This is a genomic window from Aquirufa sp., from assembly GCF_964796385.1.
On the sequence record NZ_CBAUBA010000006.1, the window covers coordinates 14,220 to 31,540 of the forward strand.

The following is a 17,321-nucleotide window of genomic DNA, read 5'->3' on the forward strand; positions in this document are numbered from 1 at the left end:
TGCAAAATGTACAAAAAGACCTTACTTTTGCATTCTCATTACGGGACAGAGAGTTGGCAGAGTGGTCGATTGCGGCAGTCTTGAAAACTGTTGACTGTTACAGGTCCGGGGGTTCGAATCCCTCACTCTCTACCAAAAGCGAAGCGCAAGTTTCGCTTTTTTTGTTTCTATCAATTTTGGCTAAATTTCGATTATGAAATTATATTTGGTCCCTACGCCTATCGGCAATTTGGAAGATATTACCTTACGGGCGATTCGCGTGCTAAGTGAAGTGGACGCGATTTTAGCGGAAGATACACGTACATCGGGAACATTATTAAAGCATTTAAATATCTCCAAACCTCTTTATGCGCATCATGCGCACAACGAGCATGCAGGTGTTGCGGGCATTGTCAAATTAATAAAAGAGGGCAAATCATTAGCATTGATTTCAGATGCAGGAACTCCCGGGATATCAGATCCTGGATTTTTATTGGTGAAAGCCTGCCTAGAACAAGGTATCGAAGTGGAAACATTGCCGGGACCTACGGCCGTAATTCCTGCCTTAGTCAATTCAGGATTTCCGATCGACCGTTTTGTTTTTGAAGGGTTTTTGCCACATAAAAAAGGCCGACAAACCCGATGGAAGGCTATCGCGGAAGAGGAGCGGACAACGGTTTTGTATGAATCGCCCCATCGTTTAATCAAGGCATTGGAACAAATGGTTGAATTTGTGGGTGCTGAACGTCCAGTTATGGTCGCTCGTGAGTTGAGTAAAATGCATGAGCAAATGGTTCGTGGTAAAGCAGCCGAGGTATTGGCTTATTTTAGTGCCCATCCAGATAAAGTACGTGGTGAAATTGTGATTGTCATTGCAGGAAAATAAATGAAAAAGCTCCTATTTTTTTTACTGATTTCTATCGCGGCTAAAGCTCAATTGAGTTCTAAAGCGGAAGTGGTTTTAGTTACTGTGGCACCTGGAAAGGAGTTGCATTCGGCTTTTGGTCATACGATTTTATGGATTAATGACCCGACCAATGGCATTGATCGAGCCTATAGCTATGGCACGTTTGATTTCAATACAGAGAATTTTTATTTGAAATTTTTGATGGGGACTTTACCCTATACCATTTCGGTTCATTCGATGCAGGATGAGTTTAATTTCAATATGCAGTATGAAAAGCGTGGGATGATTGCCCAAAAACTTGAACTAGATTCGCTTCAGAAAAATGCAATCTTACGGGATTTGGAAACGAATTTATTGCCCGAGAACAAGGAGTATGCGTATAAATTCTTCTATGACAATTGTTCCACTCGGATACGGGATATGATTGAAAAAAATGCGCCTGGAAAATACAGCTGGACGCAAAATCCTACGCTCGAGGGAAAATCATATCGAGATTGGATGAACAAGTACTTAGCTCCTAATTCTTGGGTGACCTTGGGAATGAATCTGGCGTTAGGTGTTCCTTCTAATGTAAAAGCCACAGCTTCACAATCTTGTTATTTGCCAGATAATTTATCCTCAGCTACGAATTTGGCTAAAGGTCTTTCTGCGAATCCAATCAGTATGTTTGATGCGCAACCTAAGGAGGAAGCTGGTTTTGATTTTGCTGGGCCCTTTGTGATTTTGGGTTTGCTAACTTTACTTGTTGGCTTTTTATCGTACAAAAATTCTTTTCCTTTTGCCGCGGATGTAGCTTTATTTACTGTTTTTGGCTTATTAGCCTGGTTCATATTTTTCTTAGGCACTGCGACCAATCATGAAGTGATGGCTTACAATCCAGCTTCGCTCATGTTGTTCCCTTTGAATTTTCCACTCGTGATTTGGTTTGTGCAGAATCCAGTCAAGTGGAAGTTTTACATTCAATTGGTTACGGTTTTTAGTCTACTAGGAATCGTCTGGTGCGGTTTACAGTTTTGGCCTATGCTATTAGTCGGATTGCCTGTTTTTATCCGATTGTTTAGCTTATCCTTCATCAAAAAATAAATGCGTTATCTTTTTCTTCTCATCTCTTTTTGTGGTTTTTCACAGGAGGTTTTTAAGCCGCTAATCCCGCAGAAAGAATTTCAGCCATTAAAAATTGAAAGCAGTTTAAAAGCGGATGGGCTTTTGGATGAAACTGAGTGGCAAAACGCGCCATCTGTAAATCTGGATTTTCAAGTGGAGCCTTTTCAAGGGCTCAAGGCTTCCTTTCATTCAACGGTGAAAATGCTTTATAATCACCAATTTCTTTATGTAGCTGCTATCCTAAAAGACACTGTAGGCAAAAATGCATTTCGTGCTCCTAATTTAAAACGAGATTATACCTTTACTGAGAACGACTTATTCGGTATTGCAATTGATGGATTCAATGATAAGCGGAATGCGCTTGTTTTGCAATCGAATGCCTATGGAGCGCAGCGAGATCTATTAGCTTTTGATGATCGTGCCTATGATATTGATTGGGATGGATTGTACCGTGTCAGGACCCAACGAAGTGATTCATCTTGGGTGGCAGAATTTGCCATTCCTTGGCAGACCCTGCGTTATCCCAAAACAGATGGAAATAAGACGCAAGATTGGGGGATTAATTTCTTTCGGGTAAGAAGATCAAGTAATGAAGTAAGTGTTTGGTCGCCGCATCCGCGTTCGATGAGTGCATTGCGCATGGATTATGCGGGAAAATTATCGGGGATTATTCCTCCTCCACCCACGTCAACGAATATCCGATTTAATCCTTATTTACTGCAAGTGTCAACTAAATCGGAAGGAACTGAAATAGGGAATGCGCGTAATGCCGACTTAAAATTAGGTGGAGAGATTAAATGGGCCATAAGTCCTACGTCTGTTATGGATATTACCTTTAATACGGATTTTGCGCAAGCAGATGTGGATTTACAGGTTAATAATATTTCTCGATTCTCGGTCTTTTTTCCAGAGCGCCGACAGTTTTTTCTAGAAAATGCATCTCTTTTTTCTGCTGGTTTAGCGCCTGTTGACCAGGTGATAGGAGGTTCGATGTACATACAACCTTTTTTTAGTCGGACGATTGGTTTAGACCAAAATGTTAATCCCATTGCCATTACTGCCGGTACTCGTTTCGTTTATCGGTCTGAAAAAAGAAACCTTGGGGGTATTTTAATGCGACAAGGTGAAGGAGATGGCGATCCGTATGCTAATTTCCTTGTGGGGCGTTATTCAGAGAATTTTGGTAAACAAAATAGGATTGGGGCAATCTTTACCACCAAGTCTTCTCCATTGGCCGTGCAATCCACAGGGGCTATTGATGCCTTCGTTCGATTTAATGATAAGTTTTCATTTAGTGGTATGGGTACGCTTACGCAGGATAGTCGGACAGGTGATCAAGGCGTAGCCGAGTATAGTCAGTTTCTATATTCCGGTAATTTTATTCGGGCTTATTGGACTCAGACCTTAGTGTCAGAAAAGTATAATCCAAGCATGGGCTTTGTATCCCGACGCGGTATTTTATCCAATTCGCAAGGATTTGACTTTAATGTTCGCGGGAAATGGTTGCCTTCATTTGTGCGTAGTTGGGGCCCAGGAATTTACACCGAGGTGTATCACAGCTTAAAAACGGGTAATATTATTGAGCAGCGTGCGCTTTCAGGGCCGCTTTGGTTTGATCTTCAAAATGGTGGAATTATTGGTGGTTATGTGGAAGCGACTGCACAAAATTTGGAAGAAACCTTCAGCCCAGTCGGGATTGATATTAACCCTGGAAATTATTCGTATTTCCGTAAGGGGTTTTTACTGTCGAGTGATCCAAGTGCCAAATATTCAGGTTCCACTGAATACGGTTGGGGCGGTTTCTTTAATGGAACGTTACAGACACTAGATTCAAAGTTTCGTTTAGCTCCCATCTCGCATATAAACCTGGGTTTATCATGGAATTGGAGCAAATTTGAGAATATGGGTGCTGCTCGAGAGACGAAAGAAGTCAATTTACTGATTTTGGAAACCCGCATGGCAATCAATCCACGGGTCCAGCTAATTGGATTTTACCAAAAAAATACGACAGATGATTTAAAATCTCTGAACATACGTTTATCCTGGGAATATCAGCCGCTTTCATTTGTGTATTTAGTATTTAATTCGTTGAATTACCAAGGAACTGATGGGACCCAACAAAAGCAACAAAGTTTTTTAGCTAAATTGTCCTATCTAAAGCAGTTTTAATATGCATATGGAATTAAGAAGTGATACGTTTACCCTGCCAACTCAAGCTATGCGTGAGGCTATGTTTGCCGCGCCGTTGGGGGATGATGTTTTTGGTGAGGATCCTTCCGTTAATGCTTTGGAGCAAAAGGTGGCCGCTATGTTTGGTATGGAGGCCGCACTTTTTTGTGTTTCTGGTACGCAGACGAATCAAATCGCAATGTCAGTTCATTTAAGCAAGGGACAAGAGGTCATTTGTGATGAGTTGTCACACATTTATTTATACGAGGGTGGGGGCATTATGGCGAATGCAGGCGCTTCCGTTAAGTTGTTGAAAGGTGATTTAGGTCGCTTAACACGTGCTCAAATCGAAGCAGCAATCTCTCCAGACGATATTCATGCGTGTGAAAGTAAATTAGTAAGTCTTGAAAATACGGTCAATAAAGGTGGTGGGAGTGTGTATAGCTCAGAAAGCTTACAGGAAATTTCAGATTTTTGTCGGCATATAAACATCCCAATACACCTCGATGGGGCACGAATTTTCAATGCGATGGCTGTAACGGGTCAAACGCCCAAGCAATTTGGTGCATGGTTTGATTCGATTTCTGTTTGTTTATCGAAAGGTTTAGGCGCTCCCGTAGGTTCAGTTTTGTTGGGTTCGCATACATTTATCAAACAAGCGAGGCGTGTGCGTAAACGATTAGGTGGGGGATGGCGCCAAGCGGGATTTTTAGCTGCGGCGGGGATCTATGCGCTTGATCATCACGTCACGCGTTTGCAAGAAGATCATGCCCGAGCGAAAGAAATAGCCCATATTTGTGTCGGACTACCTTGGGTAGACTCCATTCTTCCGGTAACAACCAATATCGTCATTGTTCAATTAAAGGAAGGCATTCGCTCGGTAGACCAAGTGGCTGATTTAAAGTCCAAGGGCATTTTTTGTGCGCCTTTCGGGCCACAGTACATTCGCTTTGTTACGCATTTGAATTTTGACGATGCAGCTTTATCTGCATTTAAGGCTCAAATTATTTAGTAGTTTTTGCCAACTTCTTTCTTTTAAAAGAAACCTAATATGATGCAACGAAAAGCGTTTAAAATGTTTCTTTTGCCCGGTTTTGAAGCCGAATATGCCCGTAGGCATGATTTGATTTGGCCTGAACTCGTAGACCTATTACATGCTGTCGGTATTCAGAATTATTCCATTTTCTTGGATTCGGACACACTTTCCTTATTTGCCTATCTAGAGGCTCCTGATTTAGGTAAACTAGATCAGCTTCCTGCGCAGGAAGTTATGCAGCGCTGGTGGAAGTATATGGGTGATATTATGCAAAGTAATCCAGATAATTCACCAGTGGCCATTGATATTCCATCTGTATTTCACCTTCCTTAATTGATGAAAAAGATTATTCTTTTATGTTTTTTAGCCTCTTTTTCGCTTGTAGCTGCGCCAAATAAAAAGCAAGTACTGGCGAAGATGCATTTGGCTAATCGTTATTTCCAACAGAAATGGCCGGATGTTGGTCAAGTGATTGTTAGCCCTGATCGGACAAGACCATCTAACATTTGGACACGATCAGTTTATTATGAGGGTTTGATTGAATTATATAAACTAGATCCCAAGGCGTCTGATTTAAAATACATGATTGATTGGGGTGAATTTCATCAGTGGGGATTGCGAAATGGGGTAAAAACGCGCAATGCAGATGATCAGGCATGTGGGCAGGTGTATATGGATTTGTTCCTCATGTCAGGCGACTCTGCGCGCATCAAGCCCATTAAAGCCAATATTGATAACATGGTCATTACGGAAAAATCGGACGATTGGTCTTGGATCGATTGTTTACAAATGAGCATGCCCGTTTATACACGTTTAGGTGTGATTTATAAAGATCCGCGTTATTTTCAGAAGATGTATGATTTGTATGCGTTTACCAAATACAAACATGGCGGAAAGGGTCTTTACAATCCGGTTGAAAAACTGTGGTGGCGGGATAAAGATTTTGTTCCTCCCTACAAAGAGCCGAATGGTGCCAATTGCTTTTGGTCACGCGGAAGTGCTTGGGTATATGCCGCTTTAGTTCGAACGCTCGATTTATTACCGGAAAATGATCCACACCGTGCGGAGTATCTTGCCGATTTTATTGCACTTTCTGAGGCCTTGCCTCCTTTGCAGCGGGCGGATGGGTTTTGGAATGTTTCTTTGATGGACCCAACTAATTATGGAGGGCCGGAATTGACTGGTACGTCTTTGTTTGTATATGGTATGGCTTGGGGAGTCCGGAAAGGTATATTGCCTGCCAAAAAATATAGACCAATCATTGATCAAGCTTGGAAGGGGATGTCATCATGTGTACATCCAAATGGATTTTTGGGTTTTGTCCAAGGTACCGGGAAAGAGCCTAAAGATTCGCAGCCAGTGACGTTTGATCATGTGCCCAACTTCGAAGATTTTGGTCTAGGTTGTTTCTTGCTAGCCGGTTCTGAATTGTTAAAAGCAAAATAAGAATAATTAGTTCATTTAGAAAGGGGAGGTTCCTTGTGGGTTTTGACCACTACATCTATAGCTCAGTTTTTGGTGTTTTTTATTTTCTCTATCTTTGTTCGCTCTACAAAGAATTTTAGATTTATATGAAATTAATCTATTGGTTGGTTTTTGGTTTTATAGCATGGATCCTTTATGCCTATTTACCATTCCACCAAGATGAATTTTTGCATTTCCATTCATTAGCTTATCAATTGCCAAATTTCCAACTTAATGCGTTTAAGGAGGGATTTGGTGCTTACGAAAAGTTCTTTCCTTTAGGCCTTTCGGTCTATTTTCCATTTTTATATACGGGTAATTTGCAAGGGATTTTACTTTGGCCCTTTTATGTTTCAATGCCTATAATTGAAGCTAAAATGGCTTATTCCTTGCTTTCGTTAGCTTTATTTTATGTCTTGATCCTACGGACATTTTCGATGTCAAGCGCTGGAAAATGGTTTTTGTTTTTGTTGTTGCCAATTTACATCGCTGTATTGCGGGATGCTGGCCCGGTCAATGTAGCGTTAGTGGTTTTTGTACTTAGTTTTCATTTGATCAATAAACTCGCGCACCCAAGGTTCGGTTGGCTTGCTGCCCTATGTCTTTCCTTCGTGTGGTCCTTAGCATTTTATGACAAATTGTTTTTTGTCTACTTAATGCCGAGCGTGTTAGTTTTCTCATTGAATCGATGTTCGTTTGAGGCAATATTTAAACCTGACTTTCTAATTAAAATGGGCCTTGCCTTAGCGGCGTTTAGTTTATTCGTTTTGGTTTATTTGTTGGCCGATATTCGTGTTCGTCAATTTCAGTCAGTGGAACTGGCGAATTTCCAACTCCCATTTATTAAGGCATTAGCGTCATCTGGTGATTATACTTTTTGGGAGGAACGGAGAATCGTATTAAATACGCTTGTAAACCAATTTGACTTTAGCTTTTATGTGCTGCGCCATTTGAATTATTATGATTTCATTCAGGCCAACATTTGGAATGGTTTAAGTTGGTTTGGAATTGTATTTGTTGGCTTAATTGTATTGGAATTCAAACATGCCGATGCTAAGGCTAGGTGGTATCTGGCTGCATTTGTTGTCATGGCTTTGACGTATTTAGTGTTGGGTAAAATTCGTTTTGGACATCATACGGTATTTTTATTCATTCCTTTATTGGGCTTTTGGTTTGATGGTCGGCGTCCAGTTTACCTGAAAAGCTTGATGGTTTGGTTAGCATTAAATATGCTTGTTTTTGGATATAATTTGGTTCATTCACAAGCACATGAATCGCTTCGAACAGATTACCGTGATTTAGTAAAAAAGACAAAGGTTGCGAAACCCGTAATCGTCAATTTTGATAGTTGGAATTATTACTATCTACGCAATTTAGATTCAGATCAAGCGGTAGTTACCTGGGTAGATTTACGTGATTCAGTTCAAACAGGCCGTTTATTTGCGCTATCCAAAAAGTTAAATTTGCCCATTATAAATGTGTCTGGGTCAATGGAGGTTTGGGATCAAAATTGGTTATTAATCCAAAACAAGGTAGATTCGGTTTTGGTAGATCGGACCTTTCCCGCAAATCCAATTATTACATTTCGTATTAAATAGCTATACCTATGTCGCATAAATTCGTGCTATTTCTGGCACTCTGTTTAAGTCCTTTATTGATCTCAGCGCAAAATCCGGCTGATTATCCGCAAGATTATCTGAGTCCTGCTTTTCATGCAGGTCGACGTGAGGCTTTTAAGGCTGCTATGTCAGATAAGGGTGTTGCTATATTTTTTGCATCTCAGGTTCGTGTACGAAATGATGATGTTGATTATCAGTATGCGCAGAATAAGAACTTTTACTATTTCACTGGTTTACAGGAGCCAAATGCCGTTTTGGTGATGTTTAAGCGTCCGGTTACCCTCTTAAACCAAACGGGTACTGAGTTTATTTTTGTTCAAAAGCGAGATGCTTTCAAAGAAATGTGGACGGGTAAAATATTAGGTGAAGCTGGAGTGAAGAAGACATATCAGATTCAACATGTTTTCGCTAATGATCAGTTTAATGCCAATACACTTGATTTGTCCACGGTTGATTCCATTTATTCAGTATACCGGGATGAGGCTATTTTTACGAAGTATAAGCGAAGATTAGATCCCTTAGCGCGCATGGCGAATGTCGTGGATAGTAGTTTAGTCTCCTTGAAAAAGCCGTTGGCATCGCGTGCTACGATTCAAATTTTAAGCTCTTTGCGGGGAATTAAGCAGCCCGAGGAGATTGTTTTGATGCGTAAAGCAAGCCAAATAAGTTCGTTGGGCCATCGCGAAGTCATGAAAGCAATCCACCCTGGAATGAAGGAATATCAAGCGCAAGCCATTATGGAGTACCATTTTAAGTCGAGTGGCTCTGAATATCCTGGTTATCCAAGTATTGTGGGTGCATCTGAAAATTCCTGTGTTTTACATTATACGACTAATTTGAAACAGGTGAATGCGGGTGATTTGTTGTTGAGTGATTGCGCGGCCGAATACCATGGGTATACGGCGGATGTAACGCGTACGATTCCGGCAAATGGTCGGTTTTCGCCTGAGCAGAAACTTATATATGATTTGGTACTTAAGGCGCAAGATGCAGGTATTCAAATGTGTAAAACAGGCATTCCGCACGACCGAGTAGATGCTGCGGCGCGCGAGGTGATTTATACGGGTTTAGTTGGCCTAGGTATTGTCTCATCTAAACAAGAAGCCCGTCAATATTTTCCACACGGCACCTCGCATCATGTGGGGTTGGACGTACATGATTTAGGGCCGCGGATGTTGGCTCCTGGTGTTATTGTTACAGTTGAACCAGGGATTTATATTCCTGCTGGAAGTAAATGTGATAAAAAGTGGTGGAATATTGGTGTGCGAATTGAAGATGATATTCTGATTACCGAAACAGGGAATGAGAATTTGTCGGCAGGTTCACCTCGGTCAACGGCAGAAATTGAAAAATTAATCAAGGAGCGGAGTCGCTTTGAGTAGTATTAAATATTTTCATGTATTTGTGTTATTAGTTTAGTTTCTTAATTTTATTTCATCTAAAAAAATTGACAAATGAAAAATAAATTATCGATTAATTTCCGAGCCATGATGTTTGGATTATTTAGTTTACTTGTTTTGACGACTACTTCGTCTTTTATTACCTTGCCAGATAATCCCGATGCCATTGTAGGAGTTTGGAAAACAGGTGAGGGTAATGCGATGGTTCGTATTTACAAGAATGGTGAGAAATACCAAGGAAAGGTAGTTTGGTTGAAGGAGCCGATAGATCCTGAAACGGGTAAACCCAAATTAGACAAAAATCAATCAGATGAAACGGCCAAAAAAAGACCTGTTTTAGGCTTGATTAATATTTGGGGATTTGTTCCTAAAGAAAATAATGTGTGGGATGAGGGAAATATTTATGACCCAAAGAATGGTAATACGTATTCATCTACGATGAAGTTAATCAATGCAAATACGCTAGAGGTTCGTGGATATATCGGCGTTTCGTTAATTGGTAGAACGGATACTTGGACGCGTCAAGTTAAATAAACCGATATTCTTTATGACATAAAAAAAAGGCTTCAAATTTTTGAAGCCTTTTTTATGTTAGGGTGAAACGAAGTTTAAACTAAAGTTTATGTACATCGGGTTGCCCATCGGGCTCGTAAAAAACCTGTCGGCATCTTCCTTGCCATCAAACTTATTCATGACATCAAAACGATAGTTATAGCGTAATCCCGCTTGCACATTAAACCAAAGGAAGCCTGTGATTTTTTTATCCCACATAATGCGAGGTTTAAATTCTCCTCGCTGAATGAAACCTTCACCATTTTTACTTTGAGGTAATTTGGTATAAAATTGATTTCCTTCTAATTCAAAGCCAACTTGTAGCATACTTGATGTAGAGAAATTATAGCGTAAAAATCCTTTCGCAGGTAACAAAAGCTCAATTCCCCAGCGATCATTGAAGGTCTTATTCCAAAGTATTACCGGAACATATATCAATCTTCCGGCACGGTAGGTACGGGCGATACCGGTACCAATCATGTTTGATTCGGAGGTTTTCCAACCGTAAATTCCTGTTGCGCTTAAGGTTAACGCTTTTGAATCAATATCGCCAAGCTTGGGGAATACGCCATTGATATCAGCACTCGCTTGAAGAATTAAGAAATTCCGCTCATTGAGAGGTTTAAAAATGGTCGTGTTTATGCCTGTGCTCACTAAGGCATTAGATTGAAGGCTGGATACAAATGGATTATTGGCTTTATTGTTCTCGAATTCAAATTTTGAGCTCCAATAATTGGCGCCCAATTGCCATATAAATTTGTTCGTGGCAATGACAGGCACATTAACCTGCGCGCGAAGCATATTGACACGGTTTACATGAAACTCTTGCGGAGAAGTGTTCAATTCGCTGAAACGTATGCCTGGCATGTGAAATCCAGCATTATAATCATACCCAATGCTAATGATTCGCTGGGGAGTTTGATTTAAAACTTTTTGCGTACAAAATCTGGTAACTCCTTCAGGGTCACCATATTGGCTATAATCTTCGAAAACTTCAGTAGTGTCAGTCTGTGCATAAACTCCTGTAGAAACAGCGAGTAGTACTAAGGTAATCATTTTCTTCATAGCGATAGGGTTGCTTTTTATGCACGTAAATATATTGGTAAAATTTTCAAATTTAGAAGGGTTTTAAGGTCTATTTTGACTGATTATTAATTTTCTATTTTTATTTCTGTGTAGTTGGTGTTAAGATCTCTACTTTATTTTAACTTTTAAATTATGAATTGTAGTCATTAAAGCAATTAAACAGACAGTAGAAAACCTTCTTAAGCTATTTATAAAATTATTTGTTCAAATTTATATTTTTGATTTCACAATGATACATGAACGGAATTTAATAAATACTTTTACCTCGTTAACAAGATGGCATCACAATTTGCAAAATCGCATCTTAAACTACAGAAATTTATAGGTTTAAACTTTTAAATTAAATATTGAAATGAATACAATTAAATGCGTGTTGATTTTTGTCATGGTCTTTATTTCCAATTTTTCTCGTGCACAAGAACTGATGAAAACGGAGGCAAGCTCAAAAATTGATTTTGGCTTAGAAGGAATGTTAGGCGTTTCAGTTGGTAAAGATTTTTACTTAATCAATGTGGGTGGTCCAAGTTTGTTGTTGGCAATTAATAAGGATTGGAAAATTGGTGTTGGGGCTTTGCCGTCAATATATGTATCCGATGGCAAACTTGGGACTCGTTTAGGTGTATCGCCGCGCGTCGATTATAAGAATTTGGTAATAATTATGCCATTTTTTCATCGTGAAGCCGTAAATAAATGGATTTGGTCCGTTGGTTTGGGATATAAATTTCATAAAAAATGAACTAATTATGTTTTGTCTTCACACGATTTGGCGCCAACTTATTTTAGGACGGGACAATTAAATTTAAAAAGCCACTTGTTGAGAGTGGCTTTTTCTGTGGAACTGGAGGGATTCGAACCCTCGTCCAAACCTAGAAACCGGAAGCTTTCTACACGTTTAGATTTGATCGATTTTCGATGGCCAACAGGTTCAGATCAGACCTTATTGACCACTTATTCACTAGATACTAATGATCGCTTAATGAAATCGCAATCATCGACTCTGCATGGTCGACGCTCCAGGATCCCTAGCGGCAGAGTTTGGCCGGGGTGGAACGATGGCAATTGATTAGTCTATCAGACTAAGCAGCCATGGCATACGAAGTATTGCCAGCTATAATTCGAAGGTTTTTTAAACAGGAAATACCCCCAACTCCCGACGTGCTTACAACCGATCTGCTTAAGCTGTCAAAACCGGTCAGTCCCATAAGGCTGTAAATATACGCAATTAAACTAGCGGAAGAGCTGTTGTGGACTTAATTTCATCCATGACAAATAAACTACTAATATGGGCCACGGAAGGTAATACAGCTAATTTTTCTTGGTAAAATCGATTATAACTTTCCACATCCGCACTAACCACATTTAAATAATAATCAAAATTACCTGATACCAAGTGGCAAGATATAACCTCTGGAAACTCCGTAATAGAAGCTTCAAATGAACTAAAATTTTCTCTGTTCTGCTTTTCAAGTGTAACTTGACAATGAACTAATAAGCCAAGATTTAATTTTTTTCGATTCAATATGCCTACATAGCCTTTAATATAGCCTTCCATTTCTAAACGCTTTAATCGGTCATGTGTTGGACTCAGCGAAAGGTTTACTTGTTCCGCAATCTCTTTTATTGTTTTTTGACTATTTGCCTGTATTATTTTTAATAATTGGAGATCTAATTGATCAATAGTCGTTTTAACTGCCATAAAGTTTTCGGTTTTGATGTTCTAAATGTACAAATAATCGTGATAATTTCTGTTAATATACCAAAACGGCATATAATTTCCTTATTTAAAGGTTTTTGGCCTTAAATTTTATGGTAGTGCATATATTTGTAATGTATTATACTTCATCAAAGGTAACGGCCAGCGAATTTTTCGTTGGCTGTTCTTTTTTAACCTAACCAAATCATGATTATAGCCGTTCCCAAAGAAATAAAAAAACAAGAATCGCGCGTTGGACTTACGCCTGCCGGTGTTCAAAGTTTGATTGCCGCTGGCCACCAAGTCTACATAGAAACTCAAGCTGGTGTAGGTTCCGGTTTTTCTGATTCATCCTACGAACTTGTTGGTGCCAATATCTTAGCAACTCCTCAAGAGGTCTATGCCATCGCAGATATGATTGTTAAAGTAAAGGAGCCCTTGGCTTCTGAATATCCACTCATCAAGCCGAAGCAAATCCTATTTACTTACTTTCATTTTGCGGCCTCTAAAGAACTGACGCATGCCATGATAGAAAGTAAGGCAACGTGCATCGCTTACGAAACCGTCGAATTAGCTGATAGATCTTTGCCCTTATTAACTCCGATGTCGGAAGTAGCTGGTCGGATGGCTATCCAAGTTGGTGCCTATTTTTTAGGTAAACCGCAAGGTGGAAAAGGGAAAATGCTAGGCGGCGTTCCTGGAGTAAAACCTGCCAATGTATTAATTCTGGGAGGTGGGGTTGTTGGCACACAAGCCGCACGTATGGCTGCCGGTTTAGGTGCTAACGTCACCATTATGGATACCAATTTAGCTCGTTTACGCTATTTGAGTGATGTCATGCCTGCTAACGTCCACACCCAACATTCCACTTCACATGCCATTCAAGAGCATTTGCCACATGTCGACCTAATTGTAGGTGCCGTGCTTCTGCATGGAATTAAGGCACCACATCTTATTAAAAAGGAAGATTTAAAGCACATGCAACCAGGTACGGTGCTAGTCGATGTGGCTGTGGACCAAGGTGGTTGTATTGAAACATGTCATCCAACTACCCACGAAGATCCTGTCTATGAAGTAGATGGAATTCTGCACTATTGTGTTGCTAATATGCCTGGCGCAGTTCCGCAAACGTCTACGATGGCATTGACGCAAGCTACGTTGCCTTACGTACTTTTATTAGCGAATCAAGGCTACCAAGATGCTTGCTCGTCTAATGAGGCTCTAAATAAAGGTTTGACGATCTACGATGGGAAGTTATACCATCCTGGTTTAGCGGCGGCTTTTTCGTTGTAGTTACAGGAAAAAATTGGCGTGGAAGTTGACAAGAAACACCTCATGCGTCGCACGGGTGATGGCAGTGTAAAGCCAACGAATATATTCGGCATCCACTTGTTCCTCTTTTAAATAGCCTTGATCGATAAAAACGGCTTTCCATTGGCCACCCTGAGATTTGTGAGTGGTCAATGCATAAGCAAATTTAACCTGTAACGCATTCAAGTACGGGTCCTTTCGTATTGCCTCCGTACGCTCCTTTTTCTTTTGTATGTGCGCATAATCCTCACAAACAGAATCATACAGTTTTTTATTAGCCTCCTTACTTAAGGCTGACTCAGATGAATGCAAGGTATCAAGCATGATTTTGGCTTCTACTTCAGGATGCTCTTCGTAATCACATAGCCGCAAACTTACGGTTAAGAACCGCATCCCATGCATTTCTTCCTCGCGCTTGATTTTCATGATTTCCACAAAGTCGCCATTGGCCAAAAAACCAGCTGGTGAGTCTTCGTCCAACCAATGGTAATTATTACGCACGATCATCAATAAATCTCCCGATGAAATCTCATCTTCTTGATACAGAATGGTCCGCCGAACGAACTCATTGAATTGAACCGCACTCTTATTGGATCGCGTTAAAACGATTGTTTCCTCTTTCCCAAATTTACGATACGCATACTGCATGCCATCTTCCATTTTTTCCCCCGTCATGCGGAAAATATCTTTAAATGAAGCCGTATTGAATTTGATTTCAGTTGAATTTTGAGCCAACAAGCCACGTAAATTTGTCGCATTGTACAAAATCCCGGAATGAATATCCTGGCGCATGACATCCGTTAGTTCATGCTCCTTAACCTCCATATGAAATTCTTTTGCAATGTAATCCGCGGAAAGGGCAGGCGAAAGAATTTTACCTATAGGAGGTAATTGAGCCGTATCACCCACAAAGATTAGCTTATTACCTGTATGTCCATTTTCCGGATTGGTAAAGACATATTCAATCAAATCGGTCAATAAACTATTTTGGCCAAAATCAGAATCATCCGTAATCATGGATGCCTCATCTACAATAAATACGGTATTCGTCGCGTAGTTAGGCATGCGTTGAAAGGATAAAGTTCCCGAATGCGGGTTACTTACCTGTCGGTAGATTTTTTTATGGATGGTAAACGCTTTCTTTTTGGAGTAATTAGCCATCACCTTAGCAGCCCGGCCAGTAGGTGCTAATAGCTGCGTTTTATAACTGAAGGTGCCTAAAATTTTAATTAAGGTAGAAATGACCGTGGTTTTACCCGTTCCTGCGTATCCTTTGATGATGAATGTTAATGCCGACCACTCATCTTCGTTGACAATAAATTTGTCCAATTGCGAAAATAATGCCGACTGCGATGGCGTAGGTTCGAATGGAAATTTTTGATTTAGTAAGAAAGCTGGACTTTTGGCAATACTCATAGGGTAAATTTACACAATAGCCCCGGGTAGCGCAATGGAGTTTTCGATTGAAAGCGGCCGAAAAACATTAATCAAGCAAATTCGCTCGTATTGATCTAATTCGGATACTAAAATATCAGTTTCTTCTACTTGGTCTTCAACTAATAAGCGGGCACGTGTCGTTCCCCAGTGCATCGGAGCTTCAGGTGTATACCAAACACCATCCTTCAAGAAAGCTAAATTAGCGATGGTACAATCCTGAATAATTCCATCTTTATGAAAAATCACTTCATCAGCCAAGGGGTGTGCCTCCAAAATATGCCGGAAAAACCCTCTTTCAGCCCATTTGAAGCCATAATCGATCTCGCCGCTATCCACCAAAGTGAATTTTTGAATCACTTTAGCTTCATATGGAAATAGCTCCACGGTTTGTGGATCCTCTGTATACGTAATCCGTAAGCGATGTATTCCTGTTTCGGGTAAGACAATTTTTGAAATCTCTTCGTGTACATCAAAAGGTTCCCACTCTGGGAAAAATGCATCAAATGTTTCGCTGACACGCATTTGATGGAAGTCAAGATGTTGGGCTTGACCGTTTTGTACACAAATAGTTTCTAAAAATGAAAACATATTAAAAGGGGAGATATACTTTTTGAATGAGTTCGTTGTATTCTTTTTCAAGTTCTGAAAAAACGGTAATTCCACCGCCACTTTTGAAAATCAGTTGGCCCGATTTATATTCAATAAATCGAATCATAACGCCAGAGTCTAAATTTTGGCCATCAAATTCACCCATGATTCCCGTATAAAAGCCACGATCATATTGCTCAGCCTCAGCGATGATTTGCATAGTTGATGTTTTTGGAGCTCCTGTGATGGAACCTGCAGGTAGTAATTCGCGCAAAATAGATCCAATTTTTCCCTTTAATTCAGGAAGAAGAAATCCAGAAATTTGCGATGACATTTGCCACAAATCACCTTCATTCGTTTTTATTTGTTCCGTGTATTTATAGGAATCTACCTGAATGGGGAAGGCCACCCGACTTAAATCATTGCGGATTAGGTCTACAATCGTGGCATGTTCTGCTTGTTCTTTTTGATCTGCCATTAAGGTGTCTTTGGACGGATTTAGTCGTACAGAAGACGTTCCCTTCATTGGATAGCTATAAATTTTGTGATCCTTAATTTGTATGAAACATTCAGGCGAGAACACGATGAATTCCTCCGAACATTTCATCTTGTAAGCCGCATGTGCTTGATCAAAAATGATTTGTAGAGGCACATTAACTTGAATAGGTGTTTCAACTGTTAAATTAACCAAAAACGAATTTCCCTTTTTTAGTTCCTGTTGGACATATTCAAATTTGTGCCGATAGGTTTCAAGGGAAATTGGGGATTTTGCTAAATGCACAGTCTGCCCACTACCACTTGGTTTTTGTCGGATTTGAATTTGTATACCTAGGTTTTCGGCCTCTTGCTTAGATCCAGCCCAAGCCTGTGTCCCATCATAACTGATGAAAAATTGGAAGGGTATACCTAGCATTCCCCACGTATCCATTTGTTCAGATACTTCCGCAAAAGGCACGAGAGGAATGGATGGGAACAT

16 protein-coding genes, 1 tRNA gene and 1 other RNA gene are annotated in these 17,321 nt (G+C 40.1%); 12 read left to right on the plus strand and 6 right to left on the minus strand.

The genetic code is table 11. The features are described from left to right. Positions 1 to 47: 47 nt before the first annotated feature. The 10 genes from AC1W6K_RS03380 (at position 48) to AC1W6K_RS03425 (ending at position 10,212) form a co-directional block, all read left to right on the plus strand. A tRNA-Ser gene (locus AC1W6K_RS03380) sits at positions 48 to 135 on the plus strand. A gap of 58 nt (positions 136 to 193) precedes the next feature. Further along, positions 194 to 865, plus strand: a complete 672-nt coding sequence (gene rsmI / locus AC1W6K_RS03385; RefSeq protein ID WP_481720929.1) for a 16S rRNA (cytidine(1402)-2'-O)-methyltransferase — start codon at positions 194 to 196, stop codon at positions 863 to 865. Further along, a complete protein-coding gene (locus tag AC1W6K_RS03390; protein WP_481946441.1) occupies positions 866 to 1,969 on the plus strand; it encodes an Lnb N-terminal periplasmic domain-containing protein in 1,104 nt (367 codons plus the stop codon). After that, positions 1,970 to 4,159, plus strand: coding sequence for a carbohydrate binding family 9 domain-containing protein (locus AC1W6K_RS03395; RefSeq protein ID WP_481946442.1), 2,190 nt, complete (start codon positions 1,970 to 1,972; stop codon positions 4,157 to 4,159). It abuts the gene before it with no gap. Between the two features lie 7 nt (positions 4,160 to 4,166). Next, positions 4,167 to 5,171, plus strand: a complete 1,005-nt coding sequence (locus AC1W6K_RS03400; RefSeq protein ID WP_481720923.1) for a threonine aldolase family protein — start codon at positions 4,167 to 4,169, stop codon at positions 5,169 to 5,171. A 39-nt stretch (positions 5,172 to 5,210) separates the two neighbouring features. Beyond that, positions 5,211 to 5,528 carry an L-rhamnose mutarotase gene (gene rhaM, locus AC1W6K_RS03405; protein WP_481946443.1) on the plus strand — a complete coding sequence of 106 codons (318 nt, stop codon included), beginning with the start codon at positions 5,211 to 5,213 and terminating at the stop codon, positions 5,526 to 5,528. 3 nt (positions 5,529 to 5,531) lie between these two features. Then, positions 5,532 to 6,641, plus strand: coding sequence for a glycoside hydrolase family 88/105 protein (locus AC1W6K_RS03410; RefSeq protein WP_481946444.1), 1,110 nt, complete (start codon positions 5,532 to 5,534; stop codon positions 6,639 to 6,641). Positions 6,642 to 6,766: 125 nt separating this feature from the next. Continuing rightward, positions 6,767 to 8,257, plus strand: coding sequence for a hypothetical protein (locus AC1W6K_RS03415; RefSeq protein WP_481946445.1), 1,491 nt, complete (start codon positions 6,767 to 6,769; stop codon positions 8,255 to 8,257). An 8-nt stretch (positions 8,258 to 8,265) separates the two neighbouring features. Next, positions 8,266 to 9,660, plus strand: a complete 1,395-nt coding sequence (locus AC1W6K_RS03420; RefSeq protein ID WP_481946446.1) for an aminopeptidase P N-terminal domain-containing protein — start codon at positions 8,266 to 8,268, stop codon at positions 9,658 to 9,660. Between the two features lie 72 nt (positions 9,661 to 9,732). After that, positions 9,733 to 10,212 carry a DUF2147 domain-containing protein gene (locus AC1W6K_RS03425; RefSeq protein WP_481720913.1) on the plus strand — a complete coding sequence of 160 codons (480 nt, stop codon included), beginning with the start codon at positions 9,733 to 9,735 and terminating at the stop codon, positions 10,210 to 10,212. 57 nt (positions 10,213 to 10,269) lie between these two features. Here the strand turns inward: AC1W6K_RS03425 and AC1W6K_RS03430 are convergent, their stop codons facing one another. Continuing rightward, positions 10,270 to 11,295, minus strand: a complete 1,026-nt coding sequence (locus tag AC1W6K_RS03430; RefSeq protein ID WP_481946447.1) for a DUF6268 family outer membrane beta-barrel protein — start codon at positions 11,293 to 11,295, stop codon at positions 10,270 to 10,272. A 373-nt stretch (positions 11,296 to 11,668) separates the two neighbouring features. Between AC1W6K_RS03430 and AC1W6K_RS03435 the strand changes: the two genes are divergently transcribed. Continuing rightward, a complete protein-coding gene (locus AC1W6K_RS03435; protein ID WP_481946448.1) occupies positions 11,669 to 12,052 on the plus strand; it encodes a hypothetical protein in 384 nt (127 codons plus the stop codon). A gap of 94 nt (positions 12,053 to 12,146) precedes the next feature. Here the strand turns inward: AC1W6K_RS03435 and ssrA are convergent. After that, positions 12,147 to 12,516, minus strand: a transfer-messenger RNA (tmRNA) gene (ssrA, locus tag AC1W6K_RS03440). Between the two features lie 22 nt (positions 12,517 to 12,538). Next, complete coding sequence (locus tag AC1W6K_RS03445; RefSeq protein WP_481946449.1) at positions 12,539 to 13,012, minus strand: Lrp/AsnC family transcriptional regulator; 474 nt, start codon at positions 13,010 to 13,012, stop codon at positions 12,539 to 12,541. A 204-nt stretch (positions 13,013 to 13,216) separates the two neighbouring features. On the opposite strand from AC1W6K_RS03445, the gene ald reads away from it, so the two are divergent. Beyond that, positions 13,217 to 14,302 carry an alanine dehydrogenase gene (ald, locus tag AC1W6K_RS03450; protein WP_481946450.1) on the plus strand — a complete coding sequence of 362 codons (1,086 nt, stop codon included), beginning with the start codon at positions 13,217 to 13,219 and terminating at the stop codon, positions 14,300 to 14,302. On the opposite strand, the gene AC1W6K_RS03455 is transcribed toward ald, so the two are convergent. From AC1W6K_RS03455 to AC1W6K_RS03465, 3 genes are read right to left on the minus strand one after another with little or no spacing between them, the layout of a single operon-like run. Beyond that, positions 14,303 to 15,736: an ATP-dependent DNA helicase gene (locus AC1W6K_RS03455; protein WP_481946451.1), complete on the minus strand. Its 1,434-nt coding sequence runs from the start codon at positions 15,734 to 15,736 to the stop codon at positions 14,303 to 14,305. A 9-nt stretch (positions 15,737 to 15,745) separates the two neighbouring features. Beyond that, entirely contained in the window at positions 15,746 to 16,345 is a 600-nt protein-coding gene (locus tag AC1W6K_RS03460) for an aminotransferase class IV (protein ID WP_481719619.1), read from the minus strand. A gap of 1 nt (position 16,346) precedes the next feature. Next, positions 16,347 to 17,321 carry an aminodeoxychorismate synthase component I gene (locus tag AC1W6K_RS03465; RefSeq protein WP_481946452.1) on the minus strand — a complete coding sequence of 325 codons (975 nt, stop codon included), beginning with the start codon at positions 17,319 to 17,321 and terminating at the stop codon, positions 16,347 to 16,349.